The organism is uncultured Flavobacterium sp. (assembly GCF_963925415.1).
Classification (GTDB): Bacteria; Bacteroidota; Bacteroidia; order Flavobacteriales; family Flavobacteriaceae; genus Flavobacterium.
Genome location: NZ_CAWUTS010000003.1, coordinates 53,227 through 71,723, shown reverse-complemented (window position 1 = coordinate 71,723; position 18,497 = coordinate 53,227). Strand labels below are relative to the sequence as shown.

Sequence of the window (18,497 nt, the reverse complement as noted above, 5' to 3'; positions counted from 1 at the left end):
TTGAGGGCTGTTTTGTTATATTAGAATTACAATTTGTACATTTGAAAAAATAAAAATACAACAATCATGTCAAAAGAAAAAAAAGGCGTTCATACAGGAATAATTGAGCAAGATACAGACGGAAACTTTTTCTGTGGCCCTTATTTATTAGATTATAAATACACTGTTGCATCATTTAAAATAGGAGATGAGGTAAACATCAAAACTATTATTGAAAACCCTAGCGATATAAGTTATGATAAGTATCCAAAAAAATCACGAAATTTCTTTTTAGCTAATCTTAAAGAATAAAAGAGAAAGGGTTACTTTTAATTACATTCCAAATTAGGGCTAATAAGTTGGTATTACATCCATCATTGTATGAAAAACTTTGATATAAATAAAACATATTTTTATGATGAACTGGGAACAATTATTATCCTTAAAAAGGCAAGGCGATACAAGTAAGAGACTTCGAAAAGAAGAAGACGAAACACGTCTTGGTTTTGAGGTAGATTACGACAGAATCATTTTTTCTTCGGCTTTTAGAAGTTTGCAAGACAAAACCCAAGTTATCCCCTTGTCAAAAACAGATTTTGTTCATAACAGATTGACTCATAGCTTAGAAGTGTCTGTTGTAGGACGTTCTTTAGGGAGATTAGTCGGAAAAAAAATCCTCGAAAAACACCCTCATTTATCAGAAATTCACGGCTTTCAAATGAATGATTTTGGAGCTATTGTAGCAGCAGCTTCACTAGCACACGACATAGGAAACCCACCCTTTGGTCACTCAGGAGAAAAAGTTATTGGAGAATATTTTAAAACAGGAAACGGCAAACAATTTAAAGACAAAGTTACCAATAAAGAGTGGCAAGACTTAATAGATTTTGAAGGCAATGCAAACGGATTTTCAGTTTTAACAACATCTCGTGAAGGAATTGAAGGATCTATTAGAATAACATATGCTACCCTTGGTGCTTTTATGAAATACCCAAAGGAAAGCTTGCCTAAAAAACCAACACCTAAAATATGCGATAAAAAATATGGTTTTTTTCAACAAGACAAATTGTTTTTTTGTGATGTTGCAAATGAATTAGGCCTTATGCCCAACAAATCAAATGGCGACATCGGGTTTGAAAGGCATCCATTAGCCTATTTAGTTGAAGCCGCAGATGATATTTGTTATACCATAATAGATTTTGAAGACGGCATAAACCTAGGCTTAATTCAAGAAGAATTTGCTTTAGAATATTTAATTAAATTAGTCAAAAACGGCATTGATACCAAAAAATACAACGCCCTTACTACAAAAGAAGATAGGATTAGTTATTTAAGAGCTTTAGCCATTGGAAGTTTAATACAAGATGCAGTAAAAATATTTGTTAAAAATGAAGAAGCTATTTTAAATGGAAAGTTTCCACATGCCCTGATGGATAAAAGTCAGTATGCTGCACAAATGAACGACATCATTCAAATCAGCATTAAAAACGTTTATCAAAGCAGAGAAGTTCTTGAAAAAGAATTGGTTGGTTACAAAGTTATCAATACTCTTTTAGATAAATTTTGTACAGCATACAACAATAATATAAACGGTAACGCAACCAGTTATGATAAATTAATTTTAAAGGTATTACCTGAAAGGTATCATTTTCAAAAAGAAAATTTATACGAAAGATTATTGCATATTTGTCACTTTGTTTCAATGCTTACTGACGGAAAAGCATTACAATTATACAACACAATTGAATCTAATAACTGTTAATTTTTTTTAAAACATTAACACTGTTTTTTTTTATAAATTCAATTTACTTTCTAAATAAATAAAAACACCAACTAAATCTTTTTAATTATTTATCCTTCTCATATTTTTAATTGTTTAAATAAATAATTATTTAAAAAGCAATTGTTTAAATTTTTAAAACCAAGTAAGTAAAATTTGGCATCAAAATAAGAAATTCATAAAAGGAGGTTAATTTTCATCCAGTTTTTTAAATAATAAACTTTATTATTACAAATAAATGTATATTTGTCAACAATTACGAAAACGTTTTCTAAAACTATAATTACACCAATTATGAATGCAAATATTTCATCATTTATTGATGCGGTTGCTAAAAGAAACCCAAACGAGCCAGAGTTTATGCAGGCTGTTAAAGAGGTAGCTGAAACAGTTATCCCTTTTATTGAACAAAACGATAAATACCAAAACAAAATGCTCTTGGAGCGTATGGTAGAATCAGAAAGAGTTATCATGTTTAGAGTAGTCTGGACAGATGATGATGGAAAAACACAAGTAAACCGAGGTTATAGAATTCAAATGAATTCTGCAATTGGACCTTATAAGGGAGGTATTCGTTTTCACCCTTCGGTAAATTTAAGCATTTTAAAATTTCTTGCTTTTGAACAAACCTTTAAAAACAGTTTAACTACATTGCCAATGGGTGGTGGAAAAGGTGGAGCCGATTTTGATCCAAAAGGAAAATCAGAAAATGAAATCATGCGTTTTTGTCAATCATTTATGACTGAGTTGTCTCGTCATATAGGTGGAAACACAGATGTGCCTGCTGGTGATATAGGTGTAGGAGGAAGAGAAGTAGGATTTATGTTTGGACAATATAAAAGATTAAGAAATGAATTTTCTGGTGTTTTAACTGGAAAAGGAATTTCATTCGGGGGATCATTAATACGTCCTGAAGCTACAGGTTATGGAGATGTATATTTTGCTCAAAGCATGCTAGCAACAAAAGGAGAAAGTTTCAACGGCAAAACAGTTGTAGTTTCTGGTTCAGGAAATGTAGCACAATACGCAATTGAAAAAGCAACAGAATTAGGCGCAAAAGTTGTTACGGCTTCAGATTCATCAGGATATATTTACGATGAAAACGGAATTGATGCGGAACGTCTTGCGCATATTATGCAAATAAAAAATGTTGATTTCTCAAGAATTTCAGAATATGTAAAAAAATATCCTAATGCAAAATTTGTGGCAGGAAAACGCCCTTGGGGAGTTGCATGTGATGTAGCTTTACCTTGTGCGACTCAAAATGAATTAAACGAAGACGAAGCAAAAACTTTGGTATCAAACGGATGTATCTGTGTTGCCGAAGGGGCCAACATGCCAACGACTCCAGAGGCCATTGAAGTATTTCATAAAGCAAAAATATTGTTTGCGCCAGGAAAAGCATCTAATGCGGGTGGTGTAGCAACATCAGGCTTAGAAATGTCTCAAAATTCAATACGTTTAAGCTGGTCAAGCGAAGAAGTAGATGAAAAACTCAAAAGCATCATGGCAAATATTCATGAAGCTTGTGTCAAATATGGTAAAGATTCTGATGGCTATGTAGACTATGTTAAAGGCGCTAATATTGCCGGTTTTGTAAAAGTTGCTGATGCTATGCTTGCTCAAGGAGTGGTTTAAACACGCTTTTTAATATATTTTAAAAAAAGTCCTTCAATTGAAGGACTTTTTTTATCATAAAAATATAATACAAACGTTTGTATTATATTTGCTTCAAATAATTCAAATGAAAAAGACGTTTTTATTCTTATTTTTTTCTGTTTTATCTTTTTCACAAAGCAATCAACTTTGGAAAGGATATTTTTCTTATAATGAAATTATTGACATTTCTTATGGAGATACTAAAGTAATAGCTGCAACAGAAAATGCGTTGTTTTCAAAAAACATTACATCTGGCGATATAAACATTAGAAACTCAATTGATGGATTTAAACCTCAAACAATTACGGCGGTTTATTACAGTCAAAATTATAATTTAACCCTAACAGGAAATGATAATGGCTTGCTAATTATTGCAAACAATGACGGAACAATAATTAATAAAGTTGATATTATTAATCAAGTGCCCGTTCCTCCAAATGCCAAAAAAATAAATCACTTTTATGAACATGATGGTAAAGTTTTTATTTCAACAAATTATGGAATAAGTGTTCTTAAACTCTCAAATTTAGAGTTTGAAGACACGTATTATATAGGGTCTGGTGGTGAAAACGTACCGGTGTTACAAACCGTCGTTTATAACGGTTCAATATATGCAGTTACCAGTAATCAAGGAATTAAAACAGCTTTAATAGCAAATCCTAATTTAATAGATTATAGTCAATGGCAAACTTTTGACAATGGGCTTTGGCAAGGAATTACAAATTTTAACAATCAATTAGTAGTGTTAAACGCTAATAATATAATTTACAAACACAACGGAACAACTTTTCAACAAGTATTTTCTCTTCCGCAACAAGCAATAAAGTTTATTTCAACAAGCGATAATTTAGTAATTACCTGCAGTAATCATGTGTTTGTTTTAGACATTTTGTTTTCAACCATTGCTCATATTACACAAATTCTAGAAAATATTAATCAATTTTCGTGTGCCGTTAGTATCAACGATAATTTATTTATAGGAACAAAAAAAGAGGGCCTGTATCAAACCCAATTATCAAACCCCACAAACTTTGAATTGTTATCTCCTGACGGCCCTGTTCAAAATTATATTTTTAGGATAAAAAAAACGACGGAGTCACTATGGGCAGTCTACGGAGGCTATGATATAACATATCACCCTAACCTTCTAGAAGCAGGTATAAGTAAGTTTTCCAATGAAGGCGGTTGGAACATTATCCCTTATAATCAATTATTAGGCGCAACAACTTTGAGCAATATAACCGCAAACCCAAATGATGAATCTGAAATATATATAGCGTCACATCATAATGGATTACTGCGAATTAAAGACGGAGATATTTCAATTTTTAACGAAACAAACACAGGTCCAGACGGGCTAGAAAATCAACAATTAGTAATTCCAACATATATTTCTGTACGAATAAATGGGCCTGCATATGACAACGACGGCAATTTATGGATGACAAATGCTCTTGTAAATAAGGGATTAAAAGTTCTAAGATCAAATGGTCAGTGGCAATCTATAGATTTGTCTAACGAATTAGTTGATGCTACATCAGAACTATATGCCCCATTAGTTGTGGATAAAAATAATACAAAATGGATTCCATCTTATCGAGCAAACGGCCTAATTGGGTTTAATGAAAATTACAACAATAAATTTATTTTTTTAAAAGCTGAAGATGCAGGTAACTTGCCTAGTTTAGGCGTTAGATGTTTGGCCATAGACAACAGCAATCAATTATGGATAGGAACGTATAGAGGGTTGCGCGTTTTAACCTCTGTTGATCAATTTATTAATGAAACAGAGTTAACCGCTAAAGCCATAATTATTGAAGAAGACGGATTAGCTCAAGAATTATTTTACCAGCAATCCATTATAGATATTGCCGTAGATGGTGCTAACAATAAATGGGTTTCAATTGCTGGTGCTGGAGTTTTTTTAGTTTCGCCTAATGGACAAGAAACACGTTATCATTTTACAAATGAAAACTCTCCCTTACCTAGTAATAACATATTAGATATTGAAATTGACGGTGCCTCTGGGGAAGTTTTTTTTGCCACAGAAAAAGGATTAATATCTTTTTTAGGTACAAATACAAAACCAAGTGATGATTTAGCCAATGTGTTTGTTTATCCAAACCCCGTTCGCCCTGATTTTTTGGGCACTGTAAAAGTAAGTGGTTTAATAAATGATGCGAATGTTAAAATTACAGATATTGAAGGTAATTTGGTATACGAAACAACATCCGAAGGAGGAACTATTGAATGGGACACCAGTGCTTTTGGAAAATATAAAGTTGCATCGGGGGTTTATATGATTTTTATTTCATCAGATGACGGTCTTGAAACTAAAGTAAAAAAAGTAATGATTATACGGTAACCTTAAAATGCAAGTAAAAACAAAAGCCATTGTAATTTCCACATTAAAATTTCAAGAAAAAAGCCTTATTGTCAAATGTTTTACACAGTCTGACGGGCTTAAATCTTACTTTGTTAGAAATGCCTTTTCTTCTCAAAAGACCTTACAATCGTCATCCAACAAAATGGCTTATTTTCAGCTTTTAAACATTCTTGAAATTGAAGCCCACCACAAAAACAAAGGTACATTAGAACATTTTAAAGAAGTTAAACTATCTTTTCCGTATCAATCAATTAATACAAATATCTTTAAAAGTACAATTGTAATTTTTCTTTCAGAAGTGTTGCACCACAGCATCAAAGAAGAAGAAAAAAACGAAAATCTTTTTTTATATCTCGAAACAGCATTACAATGGCTAGACACCAACGATGAGGTTTCTAATTTCCATTTAATTTTACTTTTAGAAATAACAAAATATTTAGGCTTTTATCCTGACATTTCGCAAAGAGACTTAGCTTATTTTGAAACAATTGAAGGGGTGTTTTCTCCATTACAAGGCACAAGTTGTTTGTCGCAACATCAAACAAGTTTGTTTAACAGATTGATTGATGTTAAATTTGAAGATAACCAAAAAAACTTTGCTGCTGCAGAAAGACAAATTCTTTTAAAAATACTTCTCGATTATTATGCTGCGCATTTAGACGGGTTTAAAAAACCCAAATCTTTGGAGGTTTTAAAGGAGGTTTTTACTTAGGGAAGAGTTTTTTGGGTAAAGTTTTATAAAAAAAGTCTCAAAATATTTGTAAGACAAATAAGACATAATAAGTGTTAAAGCTACTACAAATATATTATAAAAAAGAATAATCAAAAAACTGTTTATTTCCATTTTCAAAAATAATTTGAGATACAGCAATCCAGTAAATTGAACCACAATAGGATGAAACATATAAATTCCATAAGATATTTTACCAAGATATGTAATTAAATGATTATTTAATAAAAAATATGAATTGCAACTTAATGAGCCAATTACAATAGAAAAAAGAAGCATACTTACAAGATTATAATTTGCATTTGATAAAAAATCAACAAAAATAGTAGTTGAAAAATAAATAATAAAAAGAGAAATTAAAATAAAACGAATTACGGTACTATTTAATAAAATCTTTTTTTCTAATAACAAAACTGAAATTATTCCACTTGAAGTAAAATAGAAAAATAGCATACCAAACTTGGACAACAAACTTTCTTCAACATAAAAATATAAACCAAAAAATATAAATGTAAAAAACAATAAAAAAAGCACATGTTTTTTTAAAGGAATCAAAAATAACATAGGGGCAATAAATAAATAAAACTGCTCTTCAACACCTAATGACCATAATATCTCAATTATTCCACCAGGACTGTGTATACTAGCAAATACATTTGGCATAAAAAAAACCGAAAGGAGTATTCCTTCAATTAAATTATAATTGTTATTGAAGTCACCTTCAAAACCAAATTTTGGAAGAATAAAATTATAATGTAAGAAGCCATAAGATAAAATTAAAAAATAAAGTGGAAAAATTCTCAACGACCGTCTTAAATAAAACTTCTTAAGTGAAATAGTATCAGATGATTTTTTTTCGACATAGAGCTGTCTTATAATTAAAAAACCACTTAATGAAAAAAACATACAAACGGCCTCATATCCTTTATTAAATATTGGTAAATTATTATAAAATGGAATATTGTGTTTACTGCAAAATTCTGACGTATGAAAAATCAAAACACAAACAGCTAAAAAAAACCTTAATCCTGTAATATTAGGAATTTTTTTCATTTAAAATTTTAGTTTAGAATGGTTTCCAAATTTATTTTTTAAATATTAATATTCCTAATGATTTATTTTTTATTATAAAGGGCAACTATATCTCTTAATGTTTTAAAGAAATTTTTTCATAATTTTTAGCATTGCCTTTATAAATCTATAATTATCATAAAAAAATGATGAATTTTAACTAAATAGCTGTTCTTTTTTTCAAAATTCCTTACTTTCGCAAATTGATTTAAGAAAACAACAAAATGAGCACAAAATTTACTGAATATAAGGGACTTGACTTACCAACTGTAGCAACAGAAACCCTTAAATTTTGGAAAGAAAATAAGATATTTGAACAATCTGTTACTTCTCGCGAAGGAAACCAAGCTTTTGTGTTTTTTGAAGGGCCTCCTTCAGCTAATGGTTTACCGGGCATTCACCATGTAATGGCTCGAGCAATTAAAGATATTTTTTGTCGCTATAAAACCCAAAAAGGGTATCAAGTAAAACGAAAAGCAGGCTGGGACACACATGGTTTACCGGTAGAACTTGGTACAGAAAAAGAATTAGGTATTACAAAAGAAGACATTGGGAAAACTATTTCGGTTTCTGAATATAATGAAGCTTGTAAGAAAACGGTTATGCGCTATACAGACGTATGGAATGATCTTACTGAAAAAATGGGCTATTGGGTAGATATGGAAGACCCTTATGTTACCTATAAATCCAAATACATGGAAACGGTTTGGTGGTTGCTTAAAGAAATTTATAACAAAGATTTAATTTATAAAGGGTATACCATACAGCCCTATTCACCAAAAGCAGGAACAGGTTTGTCTTCGCACGAAGTAAATCAACCAGGAAGCTATAGAGATGTTACTGACACTACGGTTGTGGCTCAATTTAAAGTAATAAACAAATCATTGCCAAGTTTTTTAACGGAATTTGGAGATGTTCATATTTTAGCATGGACCACAACTCCTTGGACTTTGCCTTCAAATACCGCCTTAACAGTTGGTCCAAAAATTGATTATGTTTTAGTACAAACGTTTAATCAATATACGTTTTGTCCTTCAAAAGTAATTTTGGCTAAAAATTTAGTAGGGAAACAATTTAGTAAAGGATTTTTTGAATCGAATAAAGCTTCAGATTATGAAAATTTTAAAGAAGGCGATAAAAAAATTCCATACCAAATTTTAGCCCAATTTAAAGGGTCTGATTTAGTGGGCATTCGCTACGAACAATTGATGAAATTAGCAGTCCCAAATGACAATCCAGAAAATGCATTTAGAGTTATTGCAGGAGATTTTGTAACTGTAGAAGACGGAACAGGAATTGTGCACACTGCACCAACATTTGGAGCAGACGATGCTAAAGTAGCAAAAGAAGCTATTCCAGAAATTCCTCCAATGTTAGTTAAGGATGAAAATGATAATTTAGTGCCTTTAGTAGATTTACAAGGAAAATTTATTCAAGGTTTAGCAACATTTTCGGGTAAATATGTTAAAAACGAATATTACAATGAAAATGAAGCCCCAGAACGATCTGTTGATGTTGAAATAGCCATTCAGTTAAAAGAAGAAAACAAAGCCTTTAAAGTAGAAAAATACGTGCACAGTTATCCACATTGTTGGAGAACGGACAAGCCTATTTTATATTATCCTTTAGATTCGTGGTTTATAAAAGTTACCGAAGTTAAAGATCGCATGTTTAATCTCAACGAAACCATTAATTGGAAGCCAAAAGCAACCGGAGAAGGACGTTTTGGTAATTGGTTAAAAAACGCAAACGATTGGAATTTATCACGTTCTAGATATTGGGGAATTCCACTACCTATATGGAGAAATGAAGAAGGAACAGAAGAAATATTAGTTGGCTCAATTGAAGAATTATATAACGAAATTGAAAAATCAGTAGCAGCGGGTTTTCAATCCAAAAATCCTTTTAAAGGGTTTGAAGCTGGAAATATGAGTGACTCAAATTACGATTTAGTTGATTTGCATAAAAATGTAGTAGATGAAATTGTACTGGTTTCTGCATCTGGAAAACCAATGAAACGAGAAAGCGACTTAATTGATGTTTGGTTTGACTCAGGGGCGATGCCTTATGCACAATGGCATTATCCATTTGAAAACAAAGAAAAAATTGACAACAATCAAGATTTTCCAGCAGATTTTATAGCCGAAGGTGTAGATCAAACACGCGGTTGGTTTTATACATTACATGCAATAGGCACTTTAGTTTTTGATAAAATTGCATATAAAAATGTAGTTTCAAACGGATTAGTTTTAGATAAAAATGGACAAAAAATGTCAAAGCGATTAGGAAACGCTGTTGATCCATTTACTACTTTAACCGAATATGGGCCAGATGCTACGCGTTGGTATATGATTTCAAATGCAAATCCATGGGACAATTTAAAATTTGATCTTGAAGGAATTGCAGAAGTACGCCGTAAATTTTTTGGAACCTTATACAACACATATTCTTTTTTTAGTTTATATGCAAACATTGATAACTTTACCTATACTGAAGCCGAAATTCCTTTAAACGAAAGACCCGAAATTGACCGCTGGGTTTTATCTGAATTAAATACTTTAGTAAAAAATGTAGATGTTTATTATGCCGATTATGAACCTACAAAAGCGGCTAGAGCAATATCTAATTTTGTTCAAGAAAACTTAAGCAACTGGTACGTTCGTTTATGCAGAAGACGTTTCTGGAAAGGGGAATATGGAACCGATAAAATTGCAGCCTATCAAACTTTATACACCTGTTTGCTAACCGTTTCTAAGTTAAGTGCGCCTATTGCACCTTTCTTTATGGATAAACTTTACAGAGATTTAACGCAAGCTACACAGTCTGAAAATTTTGATAGTGTACATTTGTCTAAATTTCCTGAATATGTTGACAAATATGTTGATAAATCTTTGGAAAGTAAAATGTTAAAAGCACAAACGGTTTCATCATTGGTATTATCGTTGCGTAAAAAGGAAATGATTAAAGTACGACAACCCTTACAAAAAGTAATGATTCCAATACTTGACGCGCAACAAAGGGCCGAAATTGAAGCAGTTTCAGACTTAATAAAAGCCGAAGTTAATGTTAAAGAAATCATCCTTTTAGACGATGATTCGGGTGTATTAGTTAAGCACATTAAGCCAAATTTTAAAGCGCTTGGACCCCGTTTCGGAAAAGATATAGGTTTGATTACCAAAGAGATACAGTCTTTTTCAAAAGAACAAATAAGTGAGATAGACGCTAAAGGAAGTTTAATTATAAATATTCAAGGAAAAAGCATAAATTTAACCATTGAAGATGTAGAGATTACATCCCAAGATATTCCTGGATGGATGGTTGCCAGCTCTAATGGAATTACAGTAGCCTTAGATATAACCATCAGTCAGGAATTAAAAAATGAAGGAATAGCTAGAGAGTTAGTGAACAGAATTCAAAACATTAGAAAAGATAGTGGTTTTGAAGTAACGGATAAAATAAAAGTAGAATTGCAAAAAAACGGTATTTTAGAAGAAGCAATTAAAAGTAATGAAGCTTATATAAAATCAGAAACCCTAACCGATAGTTTAATTTTTGTAGATTTAATAAATAATGGAACAGAAATAGAATTTGACGATATAAAAACAAATATATTAATCTCCAAATAATATAAAATGACATCAGAACAAAACATGAGATTTTCAGACGCAGATTTGGCTGAATTTAAAGAATTGATTTTAAATAAAATTGCAAAAGCGCAATATGATTTAGATTTAATAAAAAGTGCTTATATGAATGACCTAAACAATGGTACAGACGACACATCACCAACGTTTAAGGCATTTGAAGAAGGTAGCGAAACAATGTCTAAAGAAGCAAATTCTCAATTAGCCATTAGACAAGAAAAGTTTATTCGTGATTTAAAAAACGCCCTGTTTCGTGTTGAAAACAAAACCTACGGTATTTGTAAAGTAACCGGGCAACTTATTAACAAAGAGCGCTTAAAAATTGTTCCTCATGCTACAATGAGCATTGAAGCTAAAAACATGCAGCGATAAATTTTGCTTTAAATAAAAACCCTTCTCAACTTTATTGTTTAGAAGGGTTTTTCTTTGTTCTATTTCCTACAAATCAAATTTAATTCCTTGTGCTAAAGGCAATTCGTCTGAGTAGTTTATGGTATTTGTTTGGCGTCTCATATATACTTTCCAAGCATCAGAACCCGACTCACGACCACCTCCAGTTTCTTTTTCACCTCCAAATGCACCCCCAATTTCAGCACCAGAAGTTCCAATATTTACATTGGCAATTCCACAATCTGAACCTGAAAACGATAAGAATTTTTCTGCTTCTTTTAATTCGTTAGTCATAATTGCAGATGATAACCCCTGAACTACACCATTTTGTATATCAATTGCGTTTTCAACTTCGCCAGAATACTTCATCAAATATAAAACGGGTGCAAACGTTTCGTGTTGCACAATTTTAAAGGAGTTTTCTGCCTCAATAATAGCTGGTTTTACATAACAACCAGATTCGTATCCTTTACCCGAAAGCACACCACCATCAACCAATACTTTTCCACCTTCAGCTTTAGCTGATTCAATTGCTGCTAAATATGTGTTTACAGAATCTTTGTCGATAAGTGGTCCGATGTGATTTTTTTGATCTAATGGATTTCCGATAGTCAATTGACCATAAGCACCCACAATAGCATCTCTTACTTTTTCGTATACTGATTCGTGAATGATTAATCTTCTGGTAGAAGTACAACGTTGTCCAGCAGTTCCAACAGCACCAAATACAGCACCAGGAACAACTACTTTTAAGTCTGCAGTTGGAGTAATTATAATTGCATTATTTCCACCTAATTCTAATAAAGATTTACCGAAACGTTCGGCTACTTTAGCTCCAACAATTCTTCCCATTCGAGTCGAACCTGTTGCAGAAATTAACGGAATTCGGGCATCCGTAGTCATCATTTCACCAACTTTATAATTACCATTAATGATGCACGAAATACCTTCTGGTAAGTTGTTTTCTTTTAAAACTTCAGCTATAATGTTTTGACAAGCTATTGTACATAAAGGAGCTTTTTCAGAACCTTTCCAAACACAAACATCGCCACAAATCCAAGCCAAAGCGGTATTCCAAGCCCAAACCGCTACGGGAAAGTTGAATGCAGAAATAATCCCTACAACTCCTATAGAATGCCACTGTTCACGCATTACGTGCCCAGGTCGTTCTGAAGGTATTGTTTGCCCATTTAACTGACGAGATAAACCAACAGCAAAATCGCATATATCAATCATCTCTTGTACCTCACCATAACCTTCTTGTAGTGATTTTCCCATTTCATAAGAGACTAACTTGCCTAAGGGCTCTTTTAATTCTCTTAATTTGTTTCCAAACTGACGCACAATTTCACCTCTTTGTGGTGCAGGCATTGTTCTAAAAGTTTTAAAAGCAGCAGTTGCTGATTGCATTACTTTTTCGTAATCTGCAGCAGTTGTTGTTTTTACTTTTCCTATTAATTGACCATCAACTGGCGAATAACTTTCAATGATTTCTCCGTTTGAAAACCAATTGTTTCCTGTTGAGGTTCCTTCGTTTATGGCTTTTACACCTAGTTTTTCTAGTGCTTCAATCATTCCGAATTGTTGGGCTATTGTTGACATTATAACTTTATTTAATGATTTTGTTTAATATGAAACAAAAATAAGGGTTTTTTTTGACATATTCATAATTAACCCAGAGAGTAATTCCCGTATTAATATTAATTTTTTAAATACATTAACAAGGCTCGTGGCATTAAGGATTTAAAAATTTTAAAAAAAGTTCTATTTTATAAACCTTAAATCGGTTTCCATTTCTGTGCTGCAGTTTTTACAGGTTCTCAATTTTTTTGAAGTATAAAAATGGTGGAAGTGATTAAAGAAATCAATTTCAATGTTTTTTAATTCAAAATACACCTCATGCAACTTGTGGTTACAATTATCACAGTACCATACTAGACCATCATTTAAATTTAAATGAGCCCGTTTTTTTTCAATTACTAATCCAATTGAATTGGCCGATCGAATAGGAGAATGAGGCACTTTTGCAGGCAAAAGAAACATGTCTCCAGGGCCTAATTCCATTGTTTTTTTTACACCATCTTCTTGAATAAAGATTGTAATAGTACCTTCTAATTGATAAAATAATTCTTCGGTTTCATTATAATGGTAATCTTTTCTTGCATTTGGTCCGGCTACAATCATTACAATATAATCACCAGAATCGACATATAGATTTTTATTTCCAACAGGAGGTTTTAGTAAAGCTCTGTTTTCTTTGATCCATTTATTTAGGTTGAATGGTTTTTGTGTAGGCATAGCAATTTATTTTTGAAACACAAAGTTACTAAAAATAAAAAAGGTTAGCCTAAACTAACCTTTAATAAACAAATTAAATTGTACTTTTTATTTTGTAATTATCAGTGTGCTTTCTTTATAATTTACTTCTATTTCACCTAATTGCTTTAATGTTTTTTCTCCAATTTGTAGTGCCGAATTGATACTGTTTGAAACAACCGCAGTAACATTTTTTAACACAAACCCATCAAACGTTATTGTATCTATTAATAATGTTGATCCTTGAGATATTCTTCCTTCTGAAAGAGAGTATGGTTGCTCGCCTGAGTAATTTATAGGCTTAATTTTATTGGTTTTTAATAAAAACAAAGCCTCTTTTCCTGATATCAGTACGCCTTCTAAATCAGCATCATAAACAAAGCTTAAAGAAGTGTTGTTAACAAAACAAGGGATTTCAATTTGGCCTTCATTGGTTTTGGAAAATTTTATTTTATTATTTTTTGAAATAGTTTTTGATATTATGTTTTTATTTCTCCCTTGCTCTCTAATCAAATAAACATATACAGGGAAGTGATCACTAAAACCGGCAACACCATTAGAATTTCTTAAGGGGTAGCCTTTATATTGTCCTTCTTTTTGAATTAAAAAATCTTTGTTATATACGCCAGCTTTCCAATAGACCCAAGATGAATAATCCTTTTTAATAAACGGTTCAGTTAATATTATTTGATCAAACAAATCCCAAGAATCTCTATATGCTAAAGATCCTATTCCGTTATTAGACATTTCTTCCATAGGGTTGTATGTGCCAAATTTTTGTAAATCTTCTTTATGCGCAACTGCTCCTAATTCTTTTTTAACACTTTTGTTATAAGGGCCATCATTTAAATCACCCATTGTAATAATTTTTGCGTTAGGATTTATTTTAAATAAAGAATCTATTATTTTTCTGTTTAAGGCCCCAGCAGCTTCTCTATACGGACTGCTTCTTTTTTCACCACCTGAGCGAGATGGCCAGTGATTTACTATAAAGCTTATTTCCTCGCCGTCTAAAAGACCCGTTACCAATAATTGATCTCTTGTATAAACTCTTTTTGATTTGGAGTCTATAGACTCTCCATCATCAGTAAACTCTTCTTTTTCTTTTTTGGTTTTTTTATTTTCTCCTTTATAAATATACAAAGGAATATTTGCAAAACTAATGGGATTAAAATGCTTAGGATCATATAAAAAACCGGTATCAATACCTCTAAAGTCGGGAGAATCAAAATGAACAATTTTATAGTTTTTATCTAACAAAAGAGGTTGTTTAACAAGGTCTTCTAAAACTCTTCTGTTTTCAATTTCACAAACACCAATAATGGTTGGGCTGCTTTTTTGTTGGTCATTAGTGCCAATTTGAGATAAAACGACGCTTAAATTAGTTAATTTTTTTTTATAATTTTTACTTGTCCATCCTTTTATAGGTAAATATTCTTCATCATTTATACTAGGATCATTTATGGTGTCAAATAAATTTTCTAAATTATAGAATGCAATGGTGTGAACTTCATATTTTTTTTCTTGTGAAAACCCTTGATTTATAAGAGATAAAAGAAATAAAATTACTAATGAATGTTTTATAGTCATTTTCTTTATGTTATTTTTTTGTGAAATATTTTCACAATTGGATTCAAAGGTATATAATATTATTAAATATTGTACATTTACATGCTTTTTAGCAAAACCCTTAACTCAACATTAATATTCGAAATTAATTTAATTTTTTATGAAAAAACTAATATTAAGTATTTTATTAGTAGTACAAACACTAGTGACTTTCAGTCAAGAGTCTAGTTTAACAGGAAAAGTTATAGATTCAAAAACTTTAAAACCACTTCAAAACGTTGTATTGACTATTGAAAGTACAAATCAAGCAAAAGTGACAAAACCAAACGGCGTTTTTATATTTGAACAAGCGCCAACAGGGAGTAACTCATTAATAGTAACGTATTCAGGATATGTTTCTCAGGTTTTTCAATTAGAACTTACACCAGGTGAATTATTAGACATTGGAACGCTTTTTCTGGAAGAAGATATTACTTCAGAAAAGCAACTAAGTTTGGTAACCCTTACAGAAAATGACTTAGGCGACGACAATAGTGGATCAGAAAGCACATCTGGATTACTGCAGGCCAGTAGAGATATTTTTCAGCAAGCGGCCGCTTTTAATTGGGGTCAAGCTAGATTTAGATTAAGAGGTTTAGATAATGAATATGGTGTTACAATGATCAATGGTTTATCAATGAATAAATTATATGACGGTAGACCACAATGGGGCAATTGGGGTGGATTAAATGACGCTACAAGAAACCAAGAATTTTCTATGGGTACTGCTCCATCAGACTATACTTTTGGAAACATTCTAGGAACACAAGAAATAAATACAAGAGCTTCTTTTTATCGACCAGGTTCAAGAATTACGTATTCAAGTACAAACACAAACTACAGTTCGAGAGCTATGGCAACCTATGCTTCAGGATTTAACAAAGATGGATGGGCTTATACTTTATCTGCATCGAGAAGATGGGCTCAAGAAGGATATTTTGAAGGAACAGATTACAGTGCCAACTCATTTTTTGCGAGTGTAGAAAAAAAAATTAATGAGAATCATAGCATCAACTTAACTTCAATAATTGCTCAAAATAGTAGAGGAAAAAGCTCTCCTAACTCTCAAGAAGTAACCGATTTAATGGGCGTTAAATATAATTCATATTGGGGCTACCAAGACGGTAAAAAAAGAAACTCTAGAGATAAAGACATTCAAGAGCCCATGTTGATCTTATCACATTATTGGAAAATTAATGAAAATAATAGATTAAATACAAACGTTTCATATCAAACAGGTTCTATAGCTAATTCTAGAATTGATTTTACAAACGGAAACAACCCAGACCCATCGTATTACAGAAATTTACCTAGTTATTTTTTAAACAGCTTTGACAACAATGGTGATTGGGCTCCTAATTTAGATGGAGCAGCAAATGCAAAAACCTTCTTTTTAAATAACAGTCAGGTCAATTGGAATGCAATGTACGTAGCAAATCAAAACAGTTCTTTTCAAGGCAGAAGTATTTATGCCTTATATGAAGATAGAACGGATGATGATCAATTTAGTGCGAACTCTATTTTAAACTCAAGTTTATCAGATCATATTAGTTTAAACGCAGGGGTTTCATTCAAAAAATTAAAATCGCATAACTTTCAAAGTTTAACAGATTTAATGGGCGGAAGTTACTACTTAGACGTTGATTCTTTTTATGCTGGAGACGCTTCTCAATCAGACGTGAATAATCCAAACAGACAAATAGAAGTAGGTGATGAATATGGATATAACTATAATTTAAACGCTGTAGTTGCAGATGCTTTTACACAATTTAAGTTTACCTATAATAAGGTAGATTTTTATTTAGCTCAATCTTTTGTAAGAACTCAATATCAAAGAGAAGGACTTTATAAAAACGGCATTTATGCAACCAACTCTTATGGGGATAGTGAAAAAATAAATTTTGAAAATTTTGGTTTTAAAGGAGGTTTGACTTATAAATTAACGGGCCGCCATTTACTAAGCTTTAATGCAGGGTATTTAACAAAAGCTCCAAATTTAAGAAACACATTTTCTAACAGCAGACTAAACAATAACCTTACACCAGATTTACAAAGCGAAAACATTTCAAGCATGGACGCTAGTTATATCATTAGGTCTCCAAAATTAAAAGCAAGAGTTACGGGTTTTATGACAAAAATAAAAAACACCAGAGAAATATCTTTCTATTATGCTGAAAATATATCTGATGTGGTAGGTGATGAAGATGCTTTTATAAGTGAGATTGTAACAGGTATTAATAAACGTAATATTGGTTTAGAAATAGGTTTAGAGTATCAAATTACGTCTACAATAAAAACAACAGGGGCAGCATCATACGGACAATATATTTATGAAAATAATCCAAATTTATACATTAACGATGATGCACAAGCAAGCGCAACAAATCCTAATCCAGTAACTTCTTTTGGACAGTCATTTTTAAAAAATTATAAGCAGGCAGGAATGCCACAGCAAGCTTATTCTTTTGGCTTAGAATACAGAGACCCAAAGTTTTGGTGGATAAGTGCTAACATAAATTATTTAGCAGACAGCTATATAGATGTATCTAATGTATTAAGAACAGATAATTTTACAATAGACGGATCAACAGGAATATCTTTTGATGGAGCAAATGAAACATCAGTAAGAAACCTTTTGAAACAAGAAAAATTTGATCCCACAACTTTAATTAATATTATAGGGGGTAAGTCTTGGAGAATTAGCAGCAAAAACAGAAACACCTTTGGAGTTTTTGCAGTAATTAATAATGTGTTTGACATTACATACAAAACAGGCGGATTTGAGCAATCACGAAAAGCTACGTTCCCAGATTTACAAAATGATTTAGTAAGTATTACAAATGATCCATCAACAGGATCACGTACTTTTGGACCAAAATACTTCTACGGATACGGAAGAACTTACTTTGTAAACGTGTACTTTAATTTCTAAAA

11 protein-coding genes and 1 pseudogene are annotated in these 18,497 nt (G+C 31.7%); 8 read left to right on the top strand and 4 right to left on the bottom strand.

All coding sequences use genetic code 11. The annotated features are described in order from the left end of the window. The first annotated feature begins 66 nt into the window (after positions 1-66). The 5 genes from AABM47_RS00320 (at position 67) to recO (ending at position 6,516) form a co-directional block, all read left to right on the top strand. Entirely contained in the window at positions 67-291 is a 225-nt protein-coding gene (locus AABM47_RS00320; protein ID WP_338408924.1) for a hypothetical protein, read from the top strand. A gap of 106 nt (positions 292-397) precedes the next feature. Continuing rightward, complete coding sequence (gene dgt / locus AABM47_RS00315; protein ID WP_338408952.1) at positions 398-1,741, top strand: dGTP triphosphohydrolase; 1,344 nt, start codon at positions 398-400, stop codon at positions 1,739-1,741. Positions 1,742-2,053: 312 nt separating this feature from the next. Beyond that, positions 2,054-3,397, top strand: a complete 1,344-nt coding sequence (gdhA, locus tag AABM47_RS00310; protein ID WP_338408951.1) for an NADP-specific glutamate dehydrogenase — start codon at positions 2,054-2,056, stop codon at positions 3,395-3,397. Positions 3,398-3,503: 106 nt separating this feature from the next. Beyond that, complete coding sequence (locus AABM47_RS00305) at positions 3,504-5,783, top strand: two-component regulator propeller domain-containing protein (protein ID WP_338408923.1); 2,280 nt, start codon at positions 3,504-3,506, stop codon at positions 5,781-5,783. A gap of 7 nt (positions 5,784-5,790) precedes the next feature. Then, positions 5,791-6,516 (top strand): DNA repair protein RecO, encoded by a 726-nt coding sequence (gene recO / locus AABM47_RS00300; protein ID WP_338408922.1) that lies wholly within the window; start codon positions 5,791-5,793, stop codon positions 6,514-6,516. On the opposite strand, the gene AABM47_RS00295 is transcribed toward recO, so the two are convergent. After that, positions 6,496-7,587 (bottom strand): acyltransferase, encoded by a 1,092-nt coding sequence (locus tag AABM47_RS00295; protein WP_338408921.1) that lies wholly within the window; start codon positions 7,585-7,587, stop codon positions 6,496-6,498. The genes recO and AABM47_RS00295 overlap by 21 nt on opposite strands. A 242-nt stretch (positions 7,588-7,829) precedes the next feature. On the opposite strand from AABM47_RS00295, the gene ileS reads away from it, so the two are divergent. Both ileS and AABM47_RS00285 read left to right on the top strand, forming a co-directional pair. Beyond that, positions 7,830-11,231: an isoleucine--tRNA ligase gene (ileS, locus tag AABM47_RS00290; protein ID WP_338408920.1), complete on the top strand. Its 3,402-nt coding sequence runs from the start codon at positions 7,830-7,832 to the stop codon at positions 11,229-11,231. 6 nt (positions 11,232-11,237) lie between these two features. Beyond that, positions 11,238-11,621, top strand: a complete 384-nt coding sequence (locus AABM47_RS00285) for a TraR/DksA C4-type zinc finger protein (RefSeq protein ID WP_338408919.1) — start codon at positions 11,238-11,240, stop codon at positions 11,619-11,621. A gap of 66 nt (positions 11,622-11,687) precedes the next feature. Here the strand turns inward: AABM47_RS00285 and AABM47_RS00280 are convergent, their stop codons facing one another. From AABM47_RS00280 to AABM47_RS00270, 3 genes and pseudogenes are all read right to left on the bottom strand, one after another. Further along, entirely contained in the window at positions 11,688-13,241 is a 1,554-nt protein-coding gene (locus tag AABM47_RS00280) for an aldehyde dehydrogenase family protein (protein ID WP_338408918.1), read from the bottom strand. Positions 13,242-13,403: 162 nt separating this feature from the next. Continuing rightward, positions 13,404-13,937 carry a 3-hydroxyanthranilate 3,4-dioxygenase gene (locus AABM47_RS00275; protein WP_338408917.1) on the bottom strand — a complete coding sequence of 178 codons (534 nt, stop codon included), beginning with the start codon at positions 13,935-13,937 and terminating at the stop codon, positions 13,404-13,406. Positions 13,938-14,456: 519 nt separating this feature from the next. Further along, positions 14,457-15,545, bottom strand: a pseudogene (locus tag AABM47_RS00270) (endonuclease/exonuclease/phosphatase family protein); the annotation flags it as partial. A gap of 139 nt (positions 15,546-15,684) precedes the next feature. Between AABM47_RS00270 and AABM47_RS00265 the strand changes: the two are divergent. Further along, positions 15,685-18,495, top strand: coding sequence for a carboxypeptidase-like regulatory domain-containing protein (locus AABM47_RS00265; RefSeq protein ID WP_338408916.1), 2,811 nt, complete (start codon positions 15,685-15,687; stop codon positions 18,493-18,495). The last annotated feature ends 2 nt before the right edge of the window (positions 18,496-18,497 follow it).

Excerpts from the sequence above, each read along its gene's own strand:
- AABM47_RS00320 (WP_338408924.1), top strand. The coding sequence starts at position 67 with ATGTCAAAAGAAAAAAAAGGCGTTCATACAGGAATAATTGAGCAAGAT.
- dgt (WP_338408952.1), top strand. The coding sequence starts at position 398 with ATGAACTGGGAACAATTATTATCCTTAAAAAGGCAAGGCGATACAAGT.
- gdhA (WP_338408951.1), top strand. The coding sequence starts at position 2,054 with ATGAATGCAAATATTTCATCATTTATTGATGCGGTTGCTAAAAGAAAC.
- AABM47_RS00305 (WP_338408923.1), top strand. The coding sequence starts at position 3,504 with ATGAAAAAGACGTTTTTATTCTTATTTTTTTCTGTTTTATCTTTTTCA.
- recO (WP_338408922.1), top strand. The coding sequence starts at position 5,791 with ATGCAAGTAAAAACAAAAGCCATTGTAATTTCCACATTAAAATTTCAA.
- AABM47_RS00295 (WP_338408921.1), bottom strand. The coding sequence starts at position 7,587 with ATGAAAAAAATTCCTAATATTACAGGATTAAGGTTTTTTTTAGCTGTT.
- ileS (WP_338408920.1), top strand. The coding sequence starts at position 7,830 with ATGAGCACAAAATTTACTGAATATAAGGGACTTGACTTACCAACTGTA.
- AABM47_RS00285 (WP_338408919.1), top strand. The coding sequence starts at position 11,238 with ATGACATCAGAACAAAACATGAGATTTTCAGACGCAGATTTGGCTGAA.
- AABM47_RS00280 (WP_338408918.1), bottom strand. The coding sequence starts at position 13,241 with ATGTCAACAATAGCCCAACAATTCGGAATGATTGAAGCACTAGAAAAA.
- AABM47_RS00275 (WP_338408917.1), bottom strand. The coding sequence starts at position 13,937 with ATGCCTACACAAAAACCATTCAACCTAAATAAATGGATCAAAGAAAAC.
- AABM47_RS00265 (WP_338408916.1), top strand. The coding sequence starts at position 15,685 with ATGAAAAAACTAATATTAAGTATTTTATTAGTAGTACAAACACTAGTG.